This window comes from Kribbella sp. NPDC050124 (assembly GCF_044460355.1).
In the GTDB taxonomy this organism is placed as follows: Bacteria; Actinomycetota; Actinomycetes; order Propionibacteriales; family Kribbellaceae; genus Kribbella.
This window is the reverse complement of sequence record NZ_JBITJU010000012.1, coordinates 172,833-197,613: the sequence shown is the minus strand read 5'-3', so window position 1 is coordinate 197,613 and position 24,781 is coordinate 172,833. Positions and strand designations below refer to the sequence as shown.

General features: G+C 69.1%; 18 protein-coding genes. 8 read left to right on the top strand and 10 right to left on the bottom strand.

All coding sequences use genetic code 11. From position 1 onward, the window contains the following. Positions 1-27: 27 nt before the first annotated feature. Both ACIBL3_RS26665 and ACIBL3_RS26660 read right to left on the bottom strand, forming a co-directional pair. Entirely contained in the window at positions 28-1,680 is a 1,653-nt protein-coding gene (locus ACIBL3_RS26665; RefSeq protein ID WP_396356302.1) for a phospho-sugar mutase, read from the bottom strand. A 13-nt stretch (positions 1,681-1,693) separates the two neighbouring features. Beyond that, positions 1,694-2,155, bottom strand: coding sequence for a gamma-glutamylcyclotransferase (locus tag ACIBL3_RS26660; protein WP_396356301.1), 462 nt, complete (start codon positions 2,153-2,155; stop codon positions 1,694-1,696). 31 nt (positions 2,156-2,186) lie between these two features. Between ACIBL3_RS26660 and ACIBL3_RS26655 the strand changes: the two genes are divergently transcribed. After that, positions 2,187-3,566 carry an NAD(P)H-quinone dehydrogenase gene (locus ACIBL3_RS26655; RefSeq protein WP_396356300.1) on the top strand — a complete coding sequence of 460 codons (1,380 nt, stop codon included), beginning with the start codon at positions 2,187-2,189 and terminating at the stop codon, positions 3,564-3,566. On the opposite strand, the gene ACIBL3_RS26650 is transcribed toward ACIBL3_RS26655, so the two are convergent. From ACIBL3_RS26650 to ACIBL3_RS26635, 4 genes are all read right to left on the bottom strand, one after another. Then, positions 3,563-7,825, bottom strand: a complete 4,263-nt coding sequence (locus tag ACIBL3_RS26650; protein WP_396356299.1) for a BTAD domain-containing putative transcriptional regulator — start codon at positions 7,823-7,825, stop codon at positions 3,563-3,565. The two genes, ACIBL3_RS26655 and ACIBL3_RS26650, sit on opposite strands and share 4 nt — an antisense overlap. A 72-nt stretch (positions 7,826-7,897) precedes the next feature. Next, the gene (locus ACIBL3_RS26645; RefSeq protein WP_396356298.1) at positions 7,898-8,794 is read right to left on the bottom strand and encodes a hypothetical protein; all 897 of its coding nucleotides are present in this window, start codon (positions 8,792-8,794) and stop codon (positions 7,898-7,900) included. A 10-nt stretch (positions 8,795-8,804) separates the two neighbouring features. Beyond that, positions 8,805-9,677, bottom strand: a complete 873-nt coding sequence (locus ACIBL3_RS26640) for a hypothetical protein (RefSeq protein ID WP_396356297.1) — start codon at positions 9,675-9,677, stop codon at positions 8,805-8,807. A gap of 11 nt (positions 9,678-9,688) precedes the next feature. Beyond that, positions 9,689-10,573 (bottom strand): hypothetical protein, encoded by an 885-nt coding sequence (locus ACIBL3_RS26635; RefSeq protein WP_396356296.1) that lies wholly within the window; start codon positions 10,571-10,573, stop codon positions 9,689-9,691. A gap of 404 nt (positions 10,574-10,977) precedes the next feature. Here ACIBL3_RS26635 and ACIBL3_RS26630 point away from each other — a divergent pair, with 404 nt between their 5' ends. Both ACIBL3_RS26630 and ACIBL3_RS26625 read left to right on the top strand, forming a co-directional pair. Further along, positions 10,978-12,987: a hypothetical protein gene (locus ACIBL3_RS26630; RefSeq protein ID WP_396356295.1), complete on the top strand. Its 2,010-nt coding sequence runs from the start codon at positions 10,978-10,980 to the stop codon at positions 12,985-12,987. An 82-nt stretch (positions 12,988-13,069) separates the two neighbouring features. After that, on the top strand, positions 13,070-13,972 hold the full coding sequence (locus tag ACIBL3_RS26625) for a hypothetical protein (RefSeq protein WP_396356294.1): 903 nt from the start codon (positions 13,070-13,072) through the stop codon (positions 13,970-13,972). Positions 13,973-14,030: 58 nt separating this feature from the next. Here the strand turns inward: ACIBL3_RS26625 and ACIBL3_RS26620 are convergent, their stop codons facing one another. Continuing rightward, positions 14,031-14,855, bottom strand: coding sequence for a hypothetical protein (locus tag ACIBL3_RS26620; protein ID WP_396356293.1), 825 nt, complete (start codon positions 14,853-14,855; stop codon positions 14,031-14,033). A 199-nt stretch (positions 14,856-15,054) separates the two neighbouring features. Between ACIBL3_RS26620 and ACIBL3_RS26615 the strand changes: the two genes are divergently transcribed. The 3 genes from ACIBL3_RS26615 (at position 15,055) to ACIBL3_RS26605 (ending at position 19,078) form a co-directional block, all read left to right on the top strand. Then, complete coding sequence (locus ACIBL3_RS26615; RefSeq protein WP_396356291.1) at positions 15,055-16,632, top strand: N-acetylmuramoyl-L-alanine amidase; 1,578 nt, start codon at positions 15,055-15,057, stop codon at positions 16,630-16,632. Then, the gene (locus ACIBL3_RS26610; RefSeq protein ID WP_396356290.1) at positions 16,629-17,849 is read left to right on the top strand and encodes a SpoIID/LytB domain-containing protein; all 1,221 of its coding nucleotides are present in this window, start codon (positions 16,629-16,631) and stop codon (positions 17,847-17,849) included. The genes ACIBL3_RS26615 and ACIBL3_RS26610 overlap by 4 nt, the downstream gene beginning before the upstream one ends. A 77-nt stretch (positions 17,850-17,926) precedes the next feature. Further along, positions 17,927-19,078, top strand: a complete 1,152-nt coding sequence (locus ACIBL3_RS26605; RefSeq protein WP_396356289.1) for a glycoside hydrolase family 76 protein — start codon at positions 17,927-17,929, stop codon at positions 19,076-19,078. Positions 19,079-19,162: 84 nt separating this feature from the next. Here the strand turns inward: ACIBL3_RS26605 and ACIBL3_RS26600 are convergent, their stop codons facing one another. Together ACIBL3_RS26600 and ACIBL3_RS26595 are read right to left on the bottom strand one after the other, a co-directional pair. After that, positions 19,163-20,008 (bottom strand): peptidylprolyl isomerase, encoded by an 846-nt coding sequence (locus ACIBL3_RS26600; RefSeq protein WP_396356288.1) that lies wholly within the window; start codon positions 20,006-20,008, stop codon positions 19,163-19,165. 171 nt (positions 20,009-20,179) lie between these two features. Beyond that, the gene (locus ACIBL3_RS26595) at positions 20,180-22,084 is read right to left on the bottom strand and encodes a hypothetical protein (protein WP_396356287.1); all 1,905 of its coding nucleotides are present in this window, start codon (positions 22,082-22,084) and stop codon (positions 20,180-20,182) included. Between the two features lie 364 nt (positions 22,085-22,448). Here ACIBL3_RS26595 and ACIBL3_RS26590 point away from each other — a divergent pair, with 364 nt between their 5' ends. After that, complete coding sequence (locus ACIBL3_RS26590; protein ID WP_396356286.1) at positions 22,449-23,003, top strand: hypothetical protein; 555 nt, start codon at positions 22,449-22,451, stop codon at positions 23,001-23,003. 95 nt (positions 23,004-23,098) lie between these two features. Here the strand turns inward: ACIBL3_RS26590 and ACIBL3_RS26585 are convergent, their stop codons facing one another. Next, the gene (locus ACIBL3_RS26585; protein WP_396356285.1) at positions 23,099-23,746 is read right to left on the bottom strand and encodes a hypothetical protein; all 648 of its coding nucleotides are present in this window, start codon (positions 23,744-23,746) and stop codon (positions 23,099-23,101) included. A gap of 185 nt (positions 23,747-23,931) precedes the next feature. On the opposite strand from ACIBL3_RS26585, the gene ACIBL3_RS26580 reads away from it, so the two are divergent. Further along, positions 23,932-24,762, top strand: coding sequence for a helix-turn-helix domain-containing protein (locus ACIBL3_RS26580; protein WP_396356284.1), 831 nt, complete (start codon positions 23,932-23,934; stop codon positions 24,760-24,762). Positions 24,763-24,781: the final 19 nt, after the last annotated feature.

Below are 24,781 nucleotides of genomic sequence, written 5' to 3'. Positions count from 1 at the left end.
GTCGAGCGGCTGACGTTTCCGTGCGTTCTACAGGCCCAGTGCTGTTGAGAGCGACTGCTTGACCGTAGCCAGGTCCGTCGCTGCCTGCTCGCGGGCGGCGGCGACGTCGGCGGTGACCGGGATGACGACCTCGAGGTAGCACTTGAGCTTCGGCTCGGTGCCGGACGGGCGCACCACCACGCGGGCGCCCTCGGACAGCGTGTAGCGCAGGCCGTCGGTCGGCGGCAGGGTCTCGGAGCCCTCGCTGAGGTCGTCCACCCGCTCGACCGTGTGACTGCCCAGCGACGTCGGGGGAGTTGCCCGCAGCCGCTCCATCGCGGTCTTGATCAGCGACAGGTCCTCCACCCGCACCGACAGTTGGTCGGTGGCGTGTAGGCCATGCTTGACGGCGAGGTCGTCGAGCAGGTCCAGCAGCGTGCGCCCCTCCGACTTCGCCCGGGCCGCCAAGTGCAGCACCCGGACCAGCGTCGACACGCCGTCCTTGTCCTTCACCGCCACCGGGTCGACGCAGTAGCCCAGCGCCTCCTCGTAGCCGAAGACCAGCCCCGGCACCCGTCCGATCCATTTGAATCCGGTGAGTGTCTCGACGTACTCGACGCCGTGTGCGGCCGCGATCTTGCCGAGCAGCGACGACGACACGATCGAGCACGCGGCGACGCCGTCGGGCCGGGACGACAGCAGGAACTCGCCGAGCAAACCACCCAACTCGTCCCCGCGCAGCATCCGCCACCCGCCCTCGGCCGCGGAATCCGGTACGGCGACCGCACACCGGTCCGCATCCGGGTCGTTGGCCACCGCGAGGTCGGCGTCCATCGACCGGGCCAGCTCGAGCGCCGCGTCGATCGCACCCGGCTCCTCCGGGTTCGGGAAGGACACGGTCGGGAAGTCCGGATCCGGATCCGCCTGCGAGGCGACCACCGACGGTACGGCGAACCCGGCCCGCGCGACCGCGTCCTCGACCAGCGACCGCCCGACGCCGTGCAGCGGCGTGTAGGCCACGGTCAGCTCGCGGGGCGCGTCCGCCGGCACCAGCTCGGCGATCCGGTCCAGGTAGGCGTTGATCAGCTTGTCGCCGGTGGTCTGCCAGTCGTCGCCGCGCGGCACCGAGTCCAGGTGGCCGACCGCGGCGATGGCGGCGGCGATCTCGGCGTCCGCCGGCGGCACGATCTGCGATCCGTCACCCAGGTAGACCTTGTAGCCGTTGTCCTGCGGCGGATTGTGCGACGCGGTGACGACCACGCCGGCCACGGCGTTCAGGTGCCGGATCCCGAAGGCGACCACCGGCGTCGGGGCCGGGCGGTCCAGGAGTACGGCGTCCAGGCCCGCGCCACGGACCACGGCGGCGGTGTCCTGCGCGAACACGTCGGACTTGTGCCGGGCGTCGTACCCGATCAGGACCGGGCCGTTGGTGAGGCCTTTCGCCTTCAGGTAGGCGCAGAGACCGGCGGCGGCGCGGATGACCACGACCCGATTCATCCGGTTCGGCCCGGCGGCGACGGCTCCGCGGAGTCCCGCCGTACCGAACTCGAGGGTGCCGGCGAAGCGGTCGGCCAGCTCGGCCGTGACATCGGCCCTGTCGCCGGCGTCGAGGAGCGCCCGGAGCTCGGCGCGCGTGTCGGGGTCGGGGTCCTCGCTCAGCCAGGCTTCGGCGGCGGTCCTGAGGTCATCATTGACGGTCACAACCGCAAGATAGCTAATGTCCAGACGACTGGCAGGGGCGCGCGCGGAGGTCGGCGACGTAGTCGTCCGGCGCGCCGGCGGCCTCGGCGGCCTCGGCGAGGATGCCCAGGTAGCGGGCCGACGGGAGACCGCCCTCGTAGGCGTTCAGGACGTACATCCAGGCCAGCTGCTCGCCGTCCAGGGTCTGCACCCGGACCTGGATCTTGCGGTAGACGCCCTGGTCGATCCACTCCCACTCGTCCAGCCGCTCGACGTCCTTGGGGTGGATGTCGTACAGGGCGACGAAGACCTGGTTCGCCGGGTCGGCGGGGTCCTCCACGACGGTGGCCATGGCGCCCTCCCAGCCGAGCTCCTCACCGCCGAAGGTGAGCCGCCAGCCGGTGATCCACCCGGTCCCACGCAGGGGGGAGTACGGGCACCGCTCGGCCATCAGGTTCGGGTCCAGATTCGACGCAAACGCGGCGTACAGGGTCACGACGACACAGGATACGGAAGAATGGCCTCCCGTGGCGCGAGTTGTGATCATCGGAGGCGGTCCAGGCGGGTACGAAGCGGCGAGTGCGGCCGCCCAGCTCGGGGCGGAGGTGACGGTTGTCGATTCCGACGGAATCGGCGGTTCCGCGGTGCTCACCGACTGCGTTCCGAGCAAGACGCTGATCGCGACGGCCGAGGTGATGACCGAGGTCGAGGAGGCCGGCCGGCTCGGTGTCCGGCTCGAGGACGGCGACGAGGATCCAGCGAACTCCGTGCGTGTCGACCTCTCCGTCGTCAACCAACGGGTCAAGCGGCTGGCCGCCGCGCAGTCCGACGGCATCACCCGGCGGCTGGACCGGGACAAGGTGAGGATCATTCAGGCGCGCGGCCGGCTCGACGGGCCGGAGACCGTGGTGGCCGGCGACGAGCGGCTGGACGCGGACGTCGTACTGATCGCCACCGGGGCGCGGCCGCGGATCCTCAAGGGCTCGGAGCCTGACGGTGAGCGGATCCTGACCTGGGAGCAGGTGTACGAGCTCGAGGAGCTGCCCGAGCGGCTGATCGTGGTCGGGTCCGGTGTCACGGGCGCCGAGTTCGCCAGCGCGTACGACGCTCTGGGCAGCGACGTCGTCCTGGTGTCGTCGCGGGACCGGGTGCTGCCCGGCGAGGACGCGGACGCGGCCGCCGTACTGGAGGACGTGTTCAAGCGGCGTGGGCTGACGGTGCTGGGCAAGTCCCGGGCCGAGTCGGTCAAGCGGCAGGGCGACGGGGTCGTGGTGACGCTCACGGACGGCCGTACGGTCGAGGGATCGCACGCGCTCCTCGCGGTCGGATCGCTGCCGAACACCGATGACATGGGCTTGGCCGAGTCGGGCGTGTCGCTGGGCGACGGCGGCTTCGTCACGGTCGACCGGGTCTCCCGCACGACGGCCCGCGGCGTCTACGCGGCCGGCGACTGCACCGGTGTCCTCATGCTTGCCTCGGTCGCCGCCATGCAGGGCCGGATCGCGATGGCGCACGCGCTCGGCGACGCGGTCAGCCCGCTGGACCAGTCGACCGTCTCCGCCAACGTCTTCACCGCCCCGGAGATCGCCACCGTCGGCGTGTCCCAGGCGGCAGTCGACGCCGGCAGCAGTACGGCGATCGTCGTGAAGGTCCCGCTCGCCGACAACGCCCGCGCCAAGATGCAAGGCGTCCGGGACGGTTTCGTGAAGCTCTTCTGCCTCCCGAACACCGGCATCATCGTCGGCGGTGTCGTCGTAGCGCCCCGCGCCAGCGAGCTCATCCACCCCATCTCCCTGGCCGTCGGCGCCCGCCTCACCGTCGACCAGGTCGCCGCCTCCTTCACCGTCTACCCCTCAGTCTCCGGCTCCGTAGCCGAAGCCGCCCGCCAACTCCACCTGCGGGGCTAGGGGAGGTCGGGGCAGACCTTCTGGAACGGCTGCTGCGGTAGGTACTGCGCCCACTCCGCCGCCGTCAGGTTCCGGCCGGCCATCCGGCAGCCGACCTCGACGGCGCGCTTCGGGTCGGTGTCCCAACGGAAGATCTGCCCGTCGTGCGACGCGATGACGACGTCGTGTGTGCCGGCGACGAACTCGGCGGTCGCAGGCACCGGCTCGCCCGGACCTTGCGGTGCACGCGCGGTGCCGAGCAACTCGAGGGTGCCGGCATCCCAAAGGCTGACGCCGCCGTCGATCGCCCCGGTGATCAGCCGCGTGCCGTCATCGGAGTACCGCACCCGCAGGACCTCGGTGCCGAGCCCGGTCGAGGGCTGCCGCAGCTGCCCGGTGGCGAGCTCGATCGTGACGACCTCACCGCTCTGTCCGGTGACCGCCACTTTGTCCCCGGCGGGTGATACAGCCGCGCTGTAGGCGCTGAAATCCAGGTCTCCTTCGGTTCGGATTTCACCGCTCGCGATGTCGATCACTCGCCAGTGCTCGGACGAGCCGTCGAGCGAAGTGTCGAAGATCATGGCAGTCCGCCCACCCGGCGATGCCACGGCGCAACAGTCAGCCGGACCGGCGCGCAGGCGCCCCTGGGTTCGTAGCGTCTCCGCGTCCAGCAGTGCGATTTGCTGCTCGGCGTCGCCGGACAGGAGCTTGCGGTCTCCGTCGACATAGGCCAGCGCGCCGATCTCGACCGTGGTGACGCGCCGCTCGGTCAGGACTTTGCCGGTGGCTGGGTCGAGCACACTGATCGCACCGCCTTCCCCGCAGTCGCCCGCGCACCCGGCATGACTCACGTACCGCAGTCCGTCGGAACGCCAGACACCCGGCACCACCCCGCCCTCCCAGGTCGGCAGCGCCCGAGGCGGTGTCGCACCTGCACCCGTGGTGTCGGCGAATCTGATCCATGCTCGGTCACCGTCGAGCCATCTGTACGCGACCCGCCGTCCGTCCGGCGACAGGTCCGTCTGGCCAACGACCGCCATACCGCCGACAGTTGCGGTTCGTCGGAGGTAGGTTTGCTGCGCGATCAGGTCCCACGTGCGCAGCATGCCGTCGTCACCTCCGGTGTAGAGCGACCGGCCGTCCTGGCTGAACCGCACTGCCCAGCTCTGCTCGAACGTCCGCCAGCGAAGGATCGGCTGCCACGACGTGGTGCTCCAGACGATGACCTCGCCGTCGTGAGAGGCCGACGCCACCATCGTCCCGTCGGTCGAGAAGCTCAGGCCTCGAGGCTGATCGGCGTGCCCGCGCAGGCGTCCGAGGTCCTTGCCGGTCCTGGCATCGAGCACGTGCATCGTGTTGTTCATGACGAAGTCGTGGAACTCTCCTACCAGCACAGTCCCGTCGGGGCTCAGGCCGAGCGCACCGAAGGTCGGCACGTCCGGCCGCTGCCAGATCCGGCGGCCGGTGTCCACGTCGTACGCCGTCATCGGCCACCCGGTGTACATCGTCCGCCCGTCGTCGCTGATCGCCATGCTCTGGACGCCCTTGCCGAGCGGCAGCACCTTCGGCGGCAGGTGCCGTGCCCGCAGGTCCCACACCACCGCGAACCCGTTCAGTTCGATCAGCCTGACGTCGGCGCGGTGGTCCTCGATCGCCGTCACGACCAGACGATTGCCGTCCGCGCTGAAATCCGTCGAGATGATCCCGTACTTCGCTGACGCCGTCGGAAGGCGTGGCCGGGCCAGCCGGGGTCCGGACTCCTGCATCGTCGCGGGGTCGAGCAGCCGCACCGGATCGGGATCCGGTGTCTCCGCGGTGGCGACCAGCAGGCTGCCATCAGGGCTGAACACCCCGCCGACGAAGGCTTGCTGCTGAGAGGGCGGGAAGCCCGCGTAGGTGCCGATGAGGCTGTTGTCGGTCGCGTTGTACAGGCGCAGCCGGTTCCGCGCGTCACCGGAAGCGAGCCATTGACCGTCCGGGCTCAGTACGATCCCGTCGACCTCCCCGCCGCCGGCTGGTGCGGACCGGACCAGCCGCGGGTGCTTGCTGAGGATGGACACGAGGTTCGCACGGGTTTGCGGTGAGTCGACGAGCCGGGCGCCGGCGGTCGCGAGCAGCACCGACAAGCTGATGTCCTCGGACAGTTGGGCCTGGGAGCCGACGCGTTGGGCGTCGGCCGCCAGTGCCAGTCGCTGGGCCGTCGAGGCCTGCCTGTCGGCGCGACCAGCTTGGCTCGCGGCGAGGAAGCCCGCGATCAGCGCGCCGACGAGCAGCACCGCGGCGGTGGACAACGCGGCACGCAGCCGCCGGTTCACGCGCAGCTGATGCCGGGCTCGTTCCTCGGCCGCCCGAAGCTCTGCCTCGGACAACCGCTTGCCCTCGGCAAGGAAATCCTGTTCTGTGGCGGTCAGCGCCGCCCTGCCGGTGGCCTGCCACTCCAGCGCTTTCGTCAATCGCGTCCCGCGGTACAGCTCGCTGTCCGGCCGCCCGAGGCCATCCCACGAGTCGGCCGCCACCGCGAGATGGTGCAGGATCCGCTGGCCCTCCAGGTCGTCGTACAGCCACTCCCGCAGCCGCGGCCAGGCCCGGGCCAGCGCCTCGTGGGCAACCTCCAGCACCCCGTCGTCACTGGTCAGCAGCCGCGCTTCGACCAGCACGTCGACCACCGCGTCGTTCTCCGGGCCGGTGACCACCAACCGGCGCGGCAACCGGCTCCGGACCGGGTCTCCCTCCGGCCCGGGGGCCACCAGCCGCAGCAGGAGATCCCGCAGTGCGGTCTGCTGCTCCGGGGCGAACCGGTTGTAGACCTCCTCGGCGGACTGGGCGACAGCCCCTTGGATTCCGCCCGACGCGCGGTAGCCGGCGACGGTCAGCGTCCGGCCCTCGCGACGCTCCCAGGTCTCGACCAGTGCGTGCGACATCAGCGGCAGCGCGCCGGGGCGACCGGCGACGTCGTTGACGAGCAGATCGACCAAGCCCGGCTCGATCACGAGCGAGGCCTGCCTGGCCGGCTCGACGATCGCTGTGCGCAGATCGTCGTCCGCCATTCCGGTCAGCAGGTACAGGCCCTCCTCGACGACCCGGGCCAACGTCGGGTGCGAGGACACGTCTGCGAGCCGATCGGCCCGCAGCGACAGGATCAGCGGAGCCACAGTCCGGTGCGCAGTCAGGGCGCTGATGAAGGTTTCGCGCTCAGCGAGGTCCTGGCACAGCGAGAACAGTTCCTCGCACTGGTCGACGATCAGCGCCGGCACGGGGCCACCACGTGGCATCGCCGTTGTCAGCGCGGCGACCGGATGCGCTCCAGGGGTGATCACCACGACGACCCGGCCGTCGTGGCGCAGACCGGCGGCCACACCTGCCCGGATCAACGACGACTTGCCGCAGCCGGACGGGCCGACGACGGCCAGCACCCGCGACTCCGCCAGCTTGTGCAGGCAGGCGGCGAGGTCGGCTTCGCGTCCGAAGAAGCCGTCCGCGTCCTCGACGTCGTACGGCTTCAGGCCGGGGTAGGGGCACCGTGGGCTCGGCTCCGGTAGTGCGGTCGCGACCACGAGCGCCGGGTCCTGACGCAGAATCGCCTGCTCCAACGCCTCGACTTCCGGGCTCGGGTCCAGACCGAGCTCCCGATCCAGGACGGCGCGCAGCCGCTGGATCGAGCGCAGCGCGTCGCCCTGTCGTCCCGCCTGGTACTGCGCGGTGGCCAGCAGCGCCCAGCGACGTTCGCGCAGCGGTGCCTCGGCCACCAGGGCTTCCGCCTTGGCCAGCACCGCATCGTGCCGACCCGCTCGCAGCTCCGCGTCGACGTACATCTCCTCGGCCGTTCGCCGCAGCTCCTCCAGCCGCGACACCTCGATCTGGGCGAGGTCCCAGCCCTCCAGTTCGTCCAGCGGCCTGCCCCGCCAGAGGGTCAGGGCATCGGCGAGGACCAGCGCCGAGCGCTCGGCCTCGTCGGCCGCCAGCAGCTCACGCGCACGGCCGATCGCGCGCTCGAAGCGGCGCGCGTCGATCTCGTCGGCGGGGACGGCCAGCCGGTAACCGAGCGGTGTGGTCTCGATCGCGTGGCTGCCGAGCATCTTGCGGAGCCGGACCACGCACCCCTGGAGGATCTTCGCCGCCGAGGCCGGCGGTCGCTCTCCCCACAGCACATCGATCAGCGCGTCCGCGCTGACCACTTCTCCCGGATGCACGACCAAAGCCGCGAGCACGACCCGGTCGCGCCGGCCGAGAACCTTCTGCTCCCCCTCGATCGTGAGCGGGCCGAGAACGGCGATACCCACTCCTCGACTCTCGACCCGCCGGTCACGGCGGTCAAGCCCCGCGATACCGCGGCGATACTCGGTTGCTGAGGACTACTCGCCGAAGAGTGGGGCGGCGGAGTCGGGGGCAAGGCGGTGGTTGACGGGGTCCTTGAAGGTGCCGGGGAGTTTGCCGAGGCCCTGGATGACGGTGCTGGTGCCGTTGGCGTGGCCGACGGCGTACAGGTAGGCGGCGCCGCCGTCGGTGTCGATCGCGGTCAGGAGGGTGCCCTGCGTGCCGCACTTCTCGGCGACCAGGGATTCGAAGGCGCCCCAGGTCGGCCGCCGGACGACCTTGACGACCGGGGTCGACGAGTTCGTGGTCGGGATCCGGATCGTGTAGAGCGCGCCGCCGTACGTGGTGGCCAGGAAGGTGTCGTAGGTCTTCGTCTCGCTGATCACGGTGAGCGTCTTCACCGCGGAGAAGCCGGCGAACGACCCGATCGGGTGCCAGCCGCCGTTGTCACCAGCCCGCCACCGGAAGATCACGCCGTCGTTGCGGAGGCCGTAGAGGTAGTTGTGACCGATCGGACCACCGACGTACGGCGTGTAGTAGGTGCTGGCGACCGCCGTGAAGCTGCCCCAGCCACCGGCGGCTCGAGTCACGTCCTGGAACGGCTTGCCGTCCCGGTCCCAGCCGTAGCTCGCGTAGTAGAGCGCCGAGCCTGCGATGACGGTGCCGCTGTACGTGGTGCCTTGGGGTGCGGTCAAGGACCAGGTCCAGCTGGTGCTCGCCCGAGCCAGCCCCGGGGAGAACAGCTGCCATGGGTCGCCCGGTCCGGTCGCCGTCGGCGGCGTGCCGGCTTGCACGCTCCGGCTCACCGCCGCGCCGGCGGCTGTGATCGATCCGACCTTCTGCTGACAGGCCGCCGTCGGCGCCGCGACCGCCGTACCCGCGGGAACCGTGGTCCCCAGCAGCACGGCTGACACGGCCAAAGCCTTCATCCGCATGGTTGGTCCCTCACTCGCCGAACAGCGGCGCGTTGCCTTCGGCGGTGTCGAGGTTGTACACCGGGTCCTTGTAGGTGCCCGGCACCTTGCCCAGGCCCTTGATCACGGTCGAGGTGCCGTTGGCGTGACCAACGGCGTACAGGTAGGCGGAGCCGGTGTCCTTGTCGATCGCGGTGAGGAGCGTGCTCTGCGAGCCGCACTTCTCGGCGACCAGATGCTCGAATCCCTGCCACGTCGACGCGCGCACCTGCTTGACGACGGGTTTCGCCGTGCCGACCGGGATCCGGATCGTGTAGAGGGCGCCGCCGCGGGTGGTCGCCAGGAAGGTGTCGTACGTCGCCGTCTCGCTCATCAGCGCCATCGTCTTCACCGCGCTGAAACCGGCGTACGAGCTGACCTGCTTGAAGCCGTTGGTCCAGCGGAACAGCACACCGTCGTTCCGCAGGCCGTACTTGGCGATCCGGGTCGTCGGTCCCCAGTAGAGCGACTCCTCGACGGCGATGAAGTTGTCCCAGCCACCGCCGATCCGGGTCACCGTGTTGATCGGCGTGCCGTCGGTGTTCTGGCCGTAGGTCGCCTGGTACAGCGAGGAGCCGAGGACGACGTACGCCGAGTCGTAGTAGCCGACCGGGTTGAGAAGTGTGTAGGTCCAGGTCGTGCTCAACCTGGCAGCTCCCGGGGAGAACCTGTGCTGGCCCGTGCGCTGCTCGGCCGTCGGCGGCGTCGAAGCGGTGATCTTGGCATGGGCGCGGTCGCCGTTGGCGTTGATGGATCCCACGGTCATCTCACACGCGGCGGTGGACGCCGCTTGGGCGGGCGTTGTTGCCAGGCCGGTCAGGAGTACGGCGGACGCCGCCAGGGAGACTGCTCGTTTCAAGCTCATCTATGTATGCCTTACTCGCCGAAGAGGGGCGGGGTGGTGTCGGTGGTGCGCAGGTAGTAGACGGGGTCGTTGTAGCTGCCGGGGATCTTGCCGAGGCCCTTGATGACGGTCGAGGTGCCGTTGGCGTGGCTGACGGCGTACAGGTAGGCGGAGCCGGTGTCCTTGTCGATCGCGGTGAGCAGGGTGCTCTGCGAGCCGCACTTCTCCGCGACCAGGTGCTCGAACGTCTGCCACGTGGACGTGCGCACCTTCTTGACCACGGGGGCGCCGGTCCGCGGGAACCGGATCGTGTAGAGCGCGCCGCCGCGGGTGTTCGCGAGGAACGTGTCGTAGGCCTTGGTCTCACTGGTCAATGCCATCGTCTTCACCGCGGCGAAGCCGGTGTAGCGGGTGACCGTGGACGTCGGGTTGCCGTCCCACCGGTGAGCGTACCGGTACAGCACGCCGTCACCCCGCAGCCGGTACGTCGCGAGGTGCGGACCGGACGACAGGTACGACGCTCGCTCGGTCACGGTGTACGTGCCGAAGCCCGTGCCCGCCCGACTCATGCCGACCGGGCCGTCGGGATCGGGCCCGTACCACGCGTTGTAGATCGTGTCGTTGAGCAGGACCTCGCCCGAAGTGATCGGTCCGTCCGGCTCACCGGTCCGCCCCCGGATCCACGTCGAGCTGATCTTCGCGATCCCCGGCGAGAAGAGATGGACACCGGTCCCTTGCTTCGCGGTCACCGGCGACGAGGCCGTGACATCGGAGTACCCGACATCCCCGCCACTCGTGACCGAGCCAACAGTCATAGTGCACGCGGCAGTCGTCGCCGCCGTACTCACGGAGGCGGTGGCAAGACTGCCCAGCAGCCCGGCACACGCCGCAACCGCGAGAGTTCGTTTCAGGGTCATACCGACTTGATACGGGCGACTCCGGAAAAGTTGCGGAAGACACGGGAAAACCTGCATCTGCGCAGATCGGGGGGTGACCACGGGGTGTGACCGGGGTGCTGGGCGTCGTTCCGGGGAGAAATCGGGTCGGCGATTTATATTGGTGACTAATAGTTATCGTTGCTTGTGGCAAGCAAAAGCCGTGGTCCTGAAACGCCTGGGTCACCTGGGGCGGCACCAGCCGGTCCACCCCGGTCGCAGCCGGCGCGACCGCACTGGTCTACCAGGCCTACGAGAAGGCCCACGGCGGCAACGTCCCGGCAGGCTTCTACTCGACCGCGAAGGACATCCTGAAGTCGTCCGCGAAGGACCTCGGGTACGATGCCACCGTCCAGGGCTCGGGGTCGATCGACGTCGGCAAGGCGGTGGCGAGCGCGGGCGGCAAGCGTGCCGTCGTCACGCCGTCGCAATGGCGGGTCGGCGATTACCGCGGCACCGAGTACCCGGTGTTCGCGAACGTCATCTCGCCCGGCGCCTCGGACTCGCAGAAGTTCACCCTCCAGGGTCCCGGCGTCTGGCAGGTCAGCGACCGCCAGCTGGTCCGGACCGCGAACGACACGTTCTCCCTCAGCAGCAAGGACCTGAGCAAGGAGAGCACGGCCAACTTCAACGCGCCCGACTACCTGATCGACCTGACCAAGAAGGTCCGGCAGCATCGGGACGCGGACCTGATGGTGGTCAAGCTCGAGTACCCGCGGTCGCAGTTCGACGGTGACAACAACCTCACCGAGGACCAGGGCTGGCGGCTGCTCACCTACAACTGGACCGACGTGAACCACGACGGCAAGCTGTGGACCGACAAGGACCACAACGGCGTCGTCAACCACACCGACAAGACGACGAGCTCGAACATCGACGGCTTCCTCGACCTCGACTTCGCCAAGTCGGAGCTGCAGCAGGGCGAGTACAGCCGGTTCATGTACCACCGCGCCGGGGCGAACGCGTTGCAGTCGTTCGTCCGCGACCCCGCCCAGCGGATGGCCGACGGCCTGTTCCTCGGCCTGCAGCACTCTGCCCGGAACGCCTCGATCCCGGTCACCGACTTCAAGATCTCGATCGACTGGTACAAGAACAGCGACTGGAAGTGGGTCAGTACGCCGAAGGTCGCGAACGGCCCGTTCACGGCGTCGATCAAGGTGCCGGCCACGGCGCCGTACGGGATGTACTCCGGCGCCGTCGTACTGACTCGCGGCTCGGACGAGATGGTGGTGCCGGTGTCGGTGGCGGTCGCGGCCAAGGCGACGCAGGACGCGAGCGGCAGGATCACCGGTGCGATCACCTTCGGCGGTGACGACGTCGCGAAGGCGCAGCAGAACTACACCTACAACAACGGGTCCGTGTTCGGCGCCAACGACTGGACCTGGCGAGCCGAGTCCGGTGACTGGCGGTTCTTCTACCTGGACGTGCCGAAGACACCGGCCGAAGGCACGAAGTTCTTGGCCAACACCAGTTGGGAGGACTCCGGTCCCTCCACCGACCTCGACACGTTGATCATGGGCCGGTCGGTGAACCACTTCCAGCTCGAGCCCGACTCGGTGTTCGGTGCGCCGTACACGCTCGACACGGTCGGGAAGAGCCCGAACACCAACGTGCGCGCCGGTGTCTGGCGGTTCGACACCGCGACCGGCGGTCCGGCCGACGTGGTGACCGCGCCGGCGCAGGAAGGCCTGCAGGCGGTTGCGTTGCACCAGGTGAGCTGGCAGGGCGACAAGTTCAGCACGCCGTTCAAGGTGCAGCTGGGCAGCGCGTCCGTCGCCCCGTCGTCGGTCGTCCAGACCGCGACCGGGAACACCGGTGGGTTCGACGTGAAGTTCGAGTCGAGTGTCCCGCTGGACGGTCTGAAGGCGGCCGCGTTCGGTCTCAGCCAGCCGAGTACGACGACCGAGGTGGCGCACCAGGACAACCCGGACGACCCGGCGACGGCGAGCGTGAAGCGGAACCTCACGCTGTCACACGCGTCCCGGCTGAGGGTGAGTACGGCGCTCGACGGCAACGACCTGGATCTGTACGTGGTCCGCGACGCCAACAACGACGGCGTCTTCTCCTCGTCCGAGATCGTCGCCTCATCGGCCGGCGGGACCGCGAACGAGGCGGTCGACCTGGTCAACCCGCCGGACGGCAACTACCAGATCTGGGTGCACGGCTACGCGGTCGCCGGTACGCCGTCCTTCACGCTGAACGTCAACGCGATCCAGGGGAACGACCTGACGGTGAGCGGCCTGCCCACCGGTCCGGTCCCGGCCGGCACCCAGGTCACGCTGCACGTCGACTACGACAGGGCGATGACACCGGGCCAGACGTACAACGGTGAGCTGCTGCTCGGACCGGCCACGGCACCCACCGCGCTGTCGGTCCCGATCAAGATCACCAGATAACTCGCAACTTTTCCGGCGGGGACCGTATCTAGCTCTGCAAGAGAGGGGAGAAACCACATGAGCTTGAAACGAGTTCTCCGCCGTGATCGCCGCCGCAGTGCTGGCCGGCGCGGCGGCGATCCCGGCGAGCGCGACCCCGCCGAAGCCGGGGCCGGAACTGAAGGCAGGACCACCGAAGGTGGCCGCCGGTACGGCGGCCAACCCGTGCGGCATGTACGTCGGGGCGTTCGACGCGGCCGGCAACACCGGCGGGGCGGACGTGGTCGCGACCCGGCCGCCGACGGCGCAGCCGTTCGAGGACCCGATCAAGGTGTTCCCGGTCAAGGAGAGCGCGACCTGGTACTTCAGCGCGCTCACCGCGGAGTCGTGGTGGTACGGCAAGGTGATCAGCGGCACCGGCCTGTACTCGGCGGAGATGCGCTGGGACGGCGTCGAGCCGGAGCCGGTGGTCAGCTCGAAGCGGATCGGCGGCGGCTGGGACCGGTTCACCCAGATCGAGGAGTCCGACGCGGCGTTCGTGAGCAAGCCGCACAGCTACCTCTACGGCCTGCGCGACGACGGTGTCCTGTTCCGCTGGGACACCAACGGCTTCAAGTCGCTCGGCTCGTACCCGGGCTTCTCCGCGGTCAAGACGATGGCGATCATCAGCGAGACCGGCACCTACGACACGCTGCTGGCCACCACCCGCGGCGGCGCGCTCTACACCATCCGGATCCCGCTGACGTCCCCGATGAAGCCGATCGTGAAGCCGGTCCGGACCCGGACCTGGCAGGGCTTCGAGTCGATCGTCGCCTACAAGTGCGGCACGCAGAGCACGCTGCTGACCGCCGTCGACCACGACACCGACAGCGCCTACCTGTACGCCGTCGGCCACGCCAACGGCACCGCTACGTTGATCGAGGGACTCGGCAAGATCCCCACCCCGTTCCCTGGCGTCACCCACTTCGCCATGACCGGCGAGGGTGAAGACCTCTTCGGCGAGTAACCCACCAAAGGCACGAGCCCCGGCGACCGATGTGGTCGCTGGGGCTCGGTCGTTCGGGTCAGAAATCGCCGCCGAAGTCGCCGCCGCCGAAGTCCCAGCCGCCGGAGTCGCCGCCGCCGTCACCCATGTTGAAGTCGTCGCCACCGCCGCCGTCGCCACCCGCGTCGGCCTGGCCGGCGTCGTACCCGGCCGCGTAGTCGCCGTAGCCGCCGCCGGCGAACATGCCGCCGAGCATGGTGCCGAGGAACATACCGGTCATCACGCCGCCGAGGGCGCCGAACATGCCCTGCGCGTACGGCGAGTAGGCCGGGCCGGCCTCCCAGTACGGGACCCGCTGCGGGCCGACCATCACCTTGCGGACGTCCGGCTCCGCGCCGGCCCGGACCCGCTCGGCGTCGGCCGCGCAGGCCGGCACCTCACGCGGCGCGCCGCCCGGCGGCGCCCAGGTCACGTCCTCGACGGACGGGCCGTGCTGCGGGTTGAAGAAGCAGGACGGGCGGCGCTGCGGCAGCGGCTCGCCGTTCACCCGGGCGCGCACGCACGCCGCCGCGTAGCGGCCGTCCTCGAGGATCTCGATCACGTGCTTGATCTCGTCGGCCTGGGTGACCTTGCCGACCGCCTCCTTGGCCGACTCGTACGCGTCCAGGGCGCGCTGGTAGTCCTGCCGGGCCCCGTCGCCGAGGTCCTTGCCGACCATGTCCAGGTCCAGGTCCTGCAGTTCCTCACCGAACCTGGTGATGTCCTCGTCGGCGGTGCGCTTGACCGATTCGAGCTCGGCGGCGGTGATCTGGTGCTGCTGGCGGTTCTGCAGCTGGGTCCGCCGGTACGACCGGTATGCCAGAACGGCGATCACCACGAGTGCGATGATCAGGATGAGTTCCATGACGGGCCTCTTCTGCCTCTAGGGCTGTCTCGCAGGGCTTTACCCAGAGCCTACCGAAGTCCTCAACACCCGGACGCCACGCAGGGTGACGCAATCCCGGAAAAACGATCACCGAGCGCGCATAATCGATTACCGCCGCCCAGCGACCGTTGGACCTCCGCCGGAAGGCTGTGTCATGGGCAAGGGCATGAGCAGGGCGATGAGCAAGACCTCGCGACTCGTGACGCTCGCGGTGACCGGGCTCGCCCTCGCCTTCCCACAGGTCCTGCCGGATCTGCAGTCCGTCCCTCCCACGACTCCGCCGACGCCGGCGCCGGCCGAGGCGTCGTACCAGGAACTCGCGATCGACGGGCCGACGGTCGCGGCCGAGACGAAGCCGTTCGCGATGGTGGGAGTCACTTGGCCGAGCGGTGCACAGGCAGTGCAGGCGCGTGTGCGGGTGCTGCGGGCCGGGCAGTGGGGCGAGTGGCAGCGGCTGACCGTTGAGGACGAGCATGGGCCCGATCCGGCGTTGCCGGAAGGCACGCGGGCGGGGACGGAGCCGCTGTGGGTCGGTGACGCGAGCGGTGTGCAGGCCAGTGCGGTGACGGGCAGTGGTACGACGATCGCCGACGCGAAGGTGGTGCTCATCCAGCCCGGCGTACTCGCGACGGACGCGGACGAGCCGACTGCGCAGAGTGTGGAGCCGGAGGCGGCCAGAGCGCCGTACCCGATGCCGGCGATGGTGAGCCGGAAGGCGTGGGGCGCGGACGAGCGGCTGCGCAGCCACAACGGCAAGGCGTGTGCGCGTCCGAAGTACACGACCACAGTGCAGGCGGCGTTCGTCCACCACACCGCCGACCGGAACGACTACACCCGCGCGCAGGTCCCGGCGATGGTGCGCGCGATGTACGCGTACCACGTGAAGAGCCGCGGCTGGTGCGACCTCGGGTACAACTTCCTGGTCGACCGCTTCGGCCGGGCCTTCGAGGGTCGGTACGGCGGCGCGCAACTGCCGGTGCTCGGCGCGCACACCGGCTCGTTCAACGCGAACTCGTTCGGGGTGGCGTTGATCGGCAACTTCGAGAAGTCGACGCCGAGCCAGGCGATGCTGGAGAAGACCGCCTGGGTGATCGCCTGGAAGCTGGACGCCAACTACCGGTCGCCACTGGCGACGATCGTGCTGGCCGGCAGCCGCCTGCACACGGTCTCCGGCCATCGCGACACCAAGGCGACGGCGTGCCCGGGCAACCAGTTGTACGGCAAGCTCGGCTGGCTCAAGCAACGGGTCAACGTCCTGATCGGCGGCAGTGTCTCTACGCCGATCTACCGCTTCGCCAAACGCATCGGTTTCCGGCACGCCGGCCAACCGTTCTGGGGCGAGCACCGGACGAGGACCGGCTGGGCGACGTACTTCGGCACCCGGGACGTCTTCAACTCCGTCGCTACTGGCACCCATTCGACGGTCGGGGTGTTCCGGGCTCGCTACCGGCAGCTCGGGCCCGACACGGTGCTCGGGCTGCCGACGAGTGAGTTCCGGAACAGCGTGAACGGCACGAAGGTGCAGTACTTCCGCAACGGCGCGCTGTACTGGTCGAAGTCGATCGGCACCCGCCCGGTGGGTGGACTGATCTACGCGCGGTACGCCGCTCTGGGCGCGGAGCGGTCGCGGCTCGGGCTGCCGATCACCGACACGTACAAGGTCAAGGGCGGTCTGCGACAGAAGTACCAGCACGGCTGGCTGACCTACAACCAGCACCGCGGGAAGGTCTACGTCGAGTACCGGAGCGTGCGATGAAGAAGCGCGCGATCGCTGCCGTCGTCCTCGGCTCCACGGTGATCAGCGCGACCGCTGAGGCGCGGATCATCGCGCCGGACGCGGTGCCGGACACGACGATCAGCGGCCGCGGTTTCGGTCACGGGCGGGGGATGTCGCAGTACGGCGCCCAGGGTGCGGCGATCGCGGGGAAGTCGGCGCGGCAGATCCTCGACTTCTACTACCCGGGCACGGCAACCGGCAAGGCGACCGGGAGCATCCGGATCCGGATCAGCGCGGACACCACCGACGGCGTCCGCGTCGGCGCGGTCAACCACCTGAAGGTCCGCGACCTGAAGACCGGCAAGGTCTACCCGTTGCCCAGGGCGTCGACCCGGAACCAGTGGTCGATCGACCCGTACGGCGACCACGGCACCACGGTCAGCTCGTACGACGCGAAGACGCGGAAGTGGACGCTGTGGAAGACGTTCACCGGCATGACGCAGTTCGAGGGTGCTTCGGTGACCGGGCTGATTTTGCCGAGTGGCGCCGTACGGCGGTATCGCGGGTCGCTGCGGGCCATCGACGTACCGGGGACGGATCTGGACACGGTGAACGTGGTGTCGCTCGAGCACTACCTGCGGGGCGTCGTACCGCGAGAGGCCTTGTCCAGTTGGCGTCCGGCGGCGCTGCAGGCTCAGGCCGTTGCCGCGCGCACCTATTCGGTGTTCCACCGTGGCCGGGCGACGAAGCGGGCGTACGACCTCTGCGACACGATCTCCTGCCAGGTGTACGGCGGCTACGACTCGGAGAAGGCGGCGGCCAACACAGCGATCGCTGCGACGGCGGGACAGGTCCGGCTCTACAAGGGCAAGCCGATCATCGCCGAGTTCTCGTCGTCGAACGGCGGCGCGACGGCGACCGGCCCGATTCCGTACCAGGTGATGAAGCTGGACGGGTGGGACGCGTACCCGGGCAACGGGAATCCGAACGTGACCTGGACGGTCACCCGGACGGCGGCGGAGCTGCAGGCGGTGTTCGACGTCGGGTCGATCCGGAGCCTGCGGGTGCTGAAGCGGACGGGGATCGGGCCGAGCGGCGGGCGGGTGCTCACGGTGGAGGCGGTCGGGTCGAAGGGGCGGCGGGTGCTGACCGGCGACCAGCTCCGCGGGCGGCTGCAGCTGCGCTCGGCCTGGTTCGCGTTCGTGCCCAGTCCGCTTGATATACCAATTAACCCGGCTGAAGCTGCCGGGCGCTGAGCCATTGACGCGATTCCCTTGCTCCGGTTAGAACTTGACATCGATGTCAACCGCCACCGCCCAGGAGGAGCAGGTCGATGCGCAGGAGAATTGGTATATCAACCAGGATCGCGGCCGGGGTGCTGGCTGTCGCCGTACTCGGGTCGCTGCACGTGACCGGAGCTGATGCCGTGACCAGCAACGCGGCGCGCGCCCAGGCGTCGTACGAGGCGCTGAACAAGTACTTCGACGCCGGGCAGAACCTGCTGCTCGAGGAGTACCCGAACACGCACCCGAACCCGTACGCCTACGTCTGGCCGTACTCGCAGGCGGCGATCGCCGCGGAGAACCTGGCCGGCATCCCCGGCGCGGGCATCCAGGCGTCGAAGGAGGCCGACCGCCGGATCGCGGCGTACGAGCCGTACTGGAACGCCGAGACGACGCCGAAGGGGTACGACTCGTACGTGCGCCCGCCGCTGGGTCAGGGTGGTGACAAGTTCTACGACGACAACGAGTGGATCGGGCTGCACCTCGTCCAGCACTACAAGCGGACCGGTGACAAGGCGGCGCTCGCCCGGGCGCGCGAGATCTTCGCGCTCGTCGTGCACGGCTGGGACACGGACCCGACGCACCCGTGCGCGGGCGGCGTCTACTGGACCCAGGCGCCGTGGAGCCAGGACCGCAACACGGTGTCGAACGGACCTGGTGCCGAGCTCGGCGCGCATCTGTACCTGCTGACGCGGGACAAGTCGTACCTGTCCTGGGCGAAGCGGATGTACGACTGGACGCAGGACTGCATGCTGGCGCCGAACGGGTTGTACTGGGACCACATCGACCCGGCCGGCACCATCGAGAAGACGCAGTGGAGCTACAACCAGGGCGTGATGCTCGGGGCCGGCGTACTGTTGTACAAGGCAACGGGTGAGCGGAAGTACCTGGACGACGCCAAGTCGGTCGCGAACGCGTCGCTGGCCTTCTACGCCGAGGACGACCGGCTCTGGAAGCAGCCGACCCGCTTCAACTCGATCTGGTTCAAGAACCTGCTGATCCTCGACTCGGTCGCGCCGGACCGCCGCTACAAGCAGACCATGCAGGCGTACGCCGACCGCGCCTACACCGAAGCCCGCGACCCCGCGACCGGCCTCTACCACTTCGTAGACGGCCCCGTACAACTCCTCGAACAATCCGGCATCGCCCAAATCCAGGCGCTGCTCGCCTGGCCCCGCACCAAGTACGACCTCCTCGCCTGACCACCACCGGCTAGGCACCCGGCTCAACTGACAACACGCCCGTCGCTCTCGCTAGGGAGCGACGGGCGTGCTCTTTGTTCTTACTCAGGCAGCAGCAGAAGCCGTCTTGATGTCCACGGGGGTGACGGGGGCGCCGTCGGTCGGCCCGTTCTGGGGGACTACGCCGGCTTCGGCGACCTTGTCGATCAGCTTCAGGCTCGGCTCGTCCAGCGTCCCGAACGCGGTGTAATCCGGTGACAGCCCACTCCCGTCGCCGTACACGATGAAGAACTGGCTCCCGTTCGTGTTCGGCCCGGAGTTCGCCATCGCCAGCGTGCCCCGCCCGTACTTCAGCGTCGGGAACACCTCGTCCGCGAAGCTGTACCCCGGCCCGCCGCTCCCGGTCCCGCTCGGGTCGCCGCACTGCAGCACCTGCAGCCCCTCGCCGACCGTCATCCGGTGACACTTCGTGTTGTCGAAGTACTTCTGCCCGACCAGGCTGAGGAAGTTCTTCACCGTGCACGGTGCGAGCGCGCTGTCCAGCGTCAGCTGCAGGTCGCCGATCGAGGTGTCGAGGCTGACCTTCGACGTACCCGACGCCTTGGTCTTGCCGTCGGCCGGCGGGTTCACCTTCTTGCTCGCCGCCTCGGTGCCCTTCTTGTAGGTGCAGCTCACCTCGGCCGGCAGCGGCGTCTCCCGCTTCGGCGCCGGGGCGAGCGCGGTCGGGATGCTCTTCGGCATGTTCTCCGTCCGCGCAGTCGACGCGGCCGGCGCGTCGTCATCGCCGGTGCCGAGCACGATGAAGACCCCCACCACGACCGCCACCACCGCGACGACCGCGGTCACGGTGACCGCCAGGTTCCGCCGCTGCCGGCGCCGCTCGGCCTCCCGTTCAGCCTGCCGCTTGGCCTTCCGCGCCGCCAGCTGCTGCTGATGGGTCTTCTTGGACATGCAGAACCCTCCTCACGAGATGTCTGCAGGGAACCTACAGCGTCAACCTGAGAACTGTCTGTCAATCCCCGAGAACTGTCGCGAGCCGCCCCCAAAGGACACCGCTCCGCGGCGGCTGCCTACTTCCACCTTCGGCGGGTGCGCAGGCTGTTGTCCGCTCGCCTCCGGTGGTCAGACCTGGGCCTCCGCGTGGACGTGGGGTTCGGCGGGGTGGGGAGTGCCGTCGGAGAGGACGATGATTCGGTCGGCGGTGGTGAGGGTGACGGGGGCGTCCTTGGGTGGGTTGAGGACTACGCCGTACGTCGGGGGCTGGTGGAAGCGGGCGTGGAGGCGGTAGCCGATGGCGGTTTCGTTGTGGCGGCGGGCGGATTCGGCGAGGGTGGCGAAGTTGGCGGGGTGACCGGGGACCAGGTAGTCGGCGGCGGGCTTGAGGTAGATCTCGGCGCCGTCGGGGCTGAACAGTTGCGCGAAGACCGCGGCCAGGTGCCGGTTCTCGGTCAGTTGGGTGAGCAGCAGGCTGATCAGCTTCTCGCTGACCACGAAGTCGTCGGCCTTGGTGACCTGGGCGATCTCGCGGTTCGCCTCGTCGTTGATCTCGCTGACGATCGAGTACGGGTCGCCGAGCTGCTGCGCCAGGTCGCGCAGGTGCAGCAACGTCAGCAGGGTGCGCGCGTCCGCCTGCTGCTCGCCGTGCGCGTCGGCCGACAGCACGATGACGTGCTGGTACGTGCTCATGTCGAGCGCCTCCAGCTCACCACGGTTCGTCGGGTCGCAGTACGTCGTACCGGTCGAAAGGTTCTTGTAGTCGCCGAGCTGCGGCTCCACCTCGTCGAGGCCGGCGATCTGCAGGTGCGAGCCGGGGGTCGCGAACTCGTCGAGCAGCGCGATGATCTTCGGCGCCCGCTTGTTCCAGCCGATCATCAGCGTGCGCGCCGGGTCCGGCGCCCGTACGACGGGTGCGGCGATCGCCTCCTCGATCACGGCCGGCGAGACGGTGGCGCGGTGGATCAGGCTGTCGTCCTCCGCGAGTACGACGAGCTCGTCGGTCTCGCGGACGATCCGGTCGGCCGGTGGGTTGAGTTCGATGCGGCCGTCGGCGTACCGGAGTCCGACGCCGATGCCGCGGTCGAAGCTCCGGCTCACCTCGCCGAACGGCAACCCGGCCGCCGACGCGTCGCGCCGTACGTAGAACTCGGTGCCGGCGAACGCGAGCAGGTCGGTGCAGACCGCAGACAGCCCGGACTGACGGTGCGCTTGGACGATCAGTCGTACGGCGAGATCGTCGGCGCCGATGAGTTGGGTCCGGGGCCCGCCGGCCAGCTGCGCTGCGGCGAGGTTGTCCGAGTCGGAGACCGCGGCGACGACATGCGGGCCGCCGGCCTGGCGCGCCCGGTCGCCGAGCGCGAGCAGGACCTTGATGACCTGGATGTCCGCGTCCTCGGCCGGCGGTGGAAGCACCATGACCGAACGTGCCGCGGCCAGGTTCACCAGGTCGAGGTCGGCCGGGCGGAGTGGGTTGCCGGTCCGGCAGACGACCACGGTCCGGCCGAGATCGCCGACCCGCGCGCGCAACGCGTCTTCCATCTCCACCTTGTCCTTGTCGGCAAGGATCGCGATGCACGACCGGCGCTCGCTCTGGTGCGCCTGGACGAGCTCGGCGACGACGGTGAACACCTGCTCCGACCAACCGAGGATGACGGTGTGGCCGCGCTCGACGACCCGCGACCGGCCCTTCCGCAGATCTGCGATCTTGCCTTCCAAGCCGGTGGTCAGCACGCCGATGAATGCACTGACCACGAAGATGCCGCCGAGGGTGATCGCGAGCATCAGAGCGAGGAACATCGGGCTGCCCTGGTCCCCACCCATCGTGCCGGGGTCGATGGCGCGCAACAGCGTCATCCACAACACTCCCGGCCAACCGCCGTGCTCGGTCACATCACCCGGCACCATCGCAACCACCAGCGCCGAAACCACCAGCACCAGCAGACCGCTCGCCAGCCCGAGCCATCCGATCAACGCCGGTGTCCCCCGCGACATCGTGCTGTCGAACCAGTACCGAGCCCGCTCCCGCCACATACACCTCTCCTCACAAAGCCAACCCGCGAACTATGCCATCAACCACGCCCCAACACAGAACCGAGGAAGGGACACCGCCCAAAGGACACCGCTCCGCCGCGGCAGTCCTGTTGCCGCCTCGGCCTGTCGGCCACCGCAGGCCGGCCGGCTGGCAGGTTGTTTGACCGCTGACGTGCTGCAACCTGCCAGCGACCATGGAGGCCGCCACCGGCCGGGCTGTACCCGCCGCTCGCGGGGTTCGGCTTACAACTACCGCGCCGGGAAGTGGTCGCCCTATCCGTGGGCTTGGTTGTGTCGAACGTCGGGTGATCCATTCGATCGACCGGTCGACCGATCAACGTTCTGCGTGGGAGAGGAAACAGTCATGCAACAGACGCGTGCACCCAGTCGGTGGCGGCGGGTGCTGAAACGGTTCGCCGCGGTTGCGGCCGTGCTGGTCCCCATGGCGGTCGTCTCGGTCGTCCTGGCGGAGCCCGCTCAGGCGACGGTTTGTCGGACCAACGCCCATGTCTACCTGACGTCGGTGTATCCGGGCAGCTTCCGGTTCGAGAACCAGCCGGTGGACGGCGGCACCGACGACTACCAGATGTTCGCCGGCGACTGGACATCGCTCCGGGTCGGCGGCAACGGTCTGCGGCCGTACACGTCGGCGTTCTGGAATGTCCAGAGCAACGTCAGCGGTTCGTTCACCTTCAACAGCGCGGTCGCCGGAGGCAACTGCGTCGCGAACGAGACCTACGTCAACCTTGCGAGGCACACCGTCGCAGGGGAGGTCTGGACGGTCCGGGCCAACTACCTGACCGGAAACTCGGGCCAGTTCATCCAGAACCAGGCCCACTTCCGCATCATCTTCAACGACCCGCCCCCGCCGGACCCGTGGTACCAGCAACCGTGCTACTACGCCGAGGCGTGCTTCTGAACACCTGATCGACTCGTGTGAGCTGGGCTGGGCCCGGCTCACACGAGCCAAGGAACCAGACCGACAACGCGATTCCAACGTTCTGTGCCGCGGTGCTAGTCCTGCGGGTAGAACCTTGTCCAGTACAACGTGCCTTCGTCGAGGAATGGCTCGTAGGTGCAGGTCGTGGAGGATGGATTCGCGGCGTTGCTCCTGCGGGCGTAGCCCTGGAGGACGGGCCGGCCGAGTGTGAGTGCGTCGGCGACGTCCGACAGCATGTCCGTCGTACTCATCCAGTACGGCGAGAAGGAGCCGCCGGCCTCCGCGTCGTACCTGCCGATGCAGCCGTGCAGTTCGCCCTCCCGCAAGTCGGCGAACAGCTCGACGTCGGTGCCGGCGTCCCCGATCGGCAAGAAGCCGTCCAGCCAGGCGAGCGACCGCGTGCCCGCGTACTCCTGCTCGCCCGGTCGGTCCCACCTGGCGTAGATGCCGCGCAGCATCTCCCGCCGCCTCAGCATCAGCTCGCAGGTCATCGGGTTGAAGAGAGTCGGCAGGATGTTGCCGAAGCCGCTGCGCGGTTTGATGCCGTTGTTGAGGCTCAGCCAGGCCACGAGATCCGCGGGCAGGCGACCGTCCATGGCAGTCCGTACGGCGGAGATGCTCTGCGACGGCGACGGCGGCTGAAGGTCGTCGTACGCGTCGGGAAGATGCTGCTTCAGCCACCCCGTGATGGTTGCCCAGGACTCTGGCACCGGTCGTTCCACGGTCACATCCTGGATCACGCGTGGGATCAGCAGTGGGGAGAGGATCCCGGGTGCGGCAACCAGGGCGCGATCGCCGAGAACGATCCGGCTGAGCGGCGGCGCGGCTGGAGTATCCCGGGGTGCGGTGCCAGCGGGGTGTATCGACCTGCCGGTGGGGTGTCGGCGATGCTGTGGGGGTGGAGTACGTGTCCAGGGTGCCTCGACCGCCGCTCGACGGGCTGATCGACGACCTTTACTACCTGGAGGGTGCGCCGCCGTACGCCCGGCTGACGCTGCCGCCGGCGCCGGCGGCGTACCTCATCGTCAACCTCGGCGCGCCGTTCCGCATCCGCGCCGGCACCGACCTCGAGACGGCCGAGTACGCCGACGGCTGCGTGGTCACCATGCCCACCAAGGCGTTGGAGTTCGGCTACCCACTCCGGACCCGGTCCGTCGGCGTGCACTTCAAGCCGTGGGGACCGGCACCGTTCCTGCCGATGCCCGCGGCCGAGCTGTGTGACCGGCCGGTGACGGTAGAGCAGGTTTGGGGCCGGCCCGCCGTTGCTGAGCTGCGAGACCGGCTGGCCACGGCGGACGGACCGCACGAGATGCTGACGCTGCTCGAGGAGGAGCTGGTGCGACGGCTGTGCCAGACCGCCGGATTGGGGCTGGTCCGCCATACAAGCAGCGTCATCGCGGCGACCACTGGAGCGGTGGCGATCGGCGACCTGAGCGTGGCAGCCGGTGTCAGCACCACTCATTTGGCACAGCGGTTCAAGGAGCTGATCGGTGTCACTCCGAAGCGGCTGGCTCGCGCCTGCCGCTTCACCGCCACCGTGTTCGCGATCGACCCCGCCGGACCGATCGACTGGGGCGACCTCGCCGCTCGCGCAGGCTACTTCGACCAGGCTCACTTCGGCCACGAGTTCCGGGCGTTCACCGGGCTCACTCCGACCCGGTACGTCGAAGTCCGGCAGCAGTTCCTGCGCGAATATCCCGGCCACGTGCTGGACGGCTGGCCGCTGCCGGCCGATTGATTTCTTACAAGAGCAACAG

Coding starts and splice junctions, on each gene's coding strand:
- ACIBL3_RS26610 (WP_396356290.1), top strand. CDS start 16,629: ATGAAGAAGCGCGCGATCGCTGCCGTCGTCCTCGGCTCCACGGTGATC.
- ACIBL3_RS26620 (WP_396356293.1), bottom strand. CDS start 14,855: ATGGAACTCATCCTGATCATCGCACTCGTGGTGATCGCCGTTCTGGCA.
- ACIBL3_RS26590 (WP_396356286.1), top strand. CDS start 22,449: ATGCAACAGACGCGTGCACCCAGTCGGTGGCGGCGGGTGCTGAAACGG.
- ACIBL3_RS26595 (WP_396356287.1), bottom strand. CDS start 22,084: ATGTGGCGGGAGCGGGCTCGGTACTGGTTCGACAGCACGATGTCGCGG.
- ACIBL3_RS26600 (WP_396356288.1), bottom strand. CDS start 20,008: ATGTCCAAGAAGACCCATCAGCAGCAGCTGGCGGCGCGGAAGGCCAAG.
- ACIBL3_RS26640 (WP_396356297.1), bottom strand. CDS start 9,677: ATGAGCTTGAAACGAGCAGTCTCCCTGGCGGCGTCCGCCGTACTCCTG.
- ACIBL3_RS26615 (WP_396356291.1), top strand. CDS start 15,055: ATGAGCAAGACCTCGCGACTCGTGACGCTCGCGGTGACCGGGCTCGCC.
- ACIBL3_RS26635 (WP_396356296.1), bottom strand. CDS start 10,573: ATGACCCTGAAACGAACTCTCGCGGTTGCGGCGTGTGCCGGGCTGCTG.
- ACIBL3_RS26645 (WP_396356298.1), bottom strand. CDS start 8,794: ATGCGGATGAAGGCTTTGGCCGTGTCAGCCGTGCTGCTGGGGACCACG.
- ACIBL3_RS26605 (WP_396356289.1), top strand. CDS start 17,927: ATGCGCAGGAGAATTGGTATATCAACCAGGATCGCGGCCGGGGTGCTG.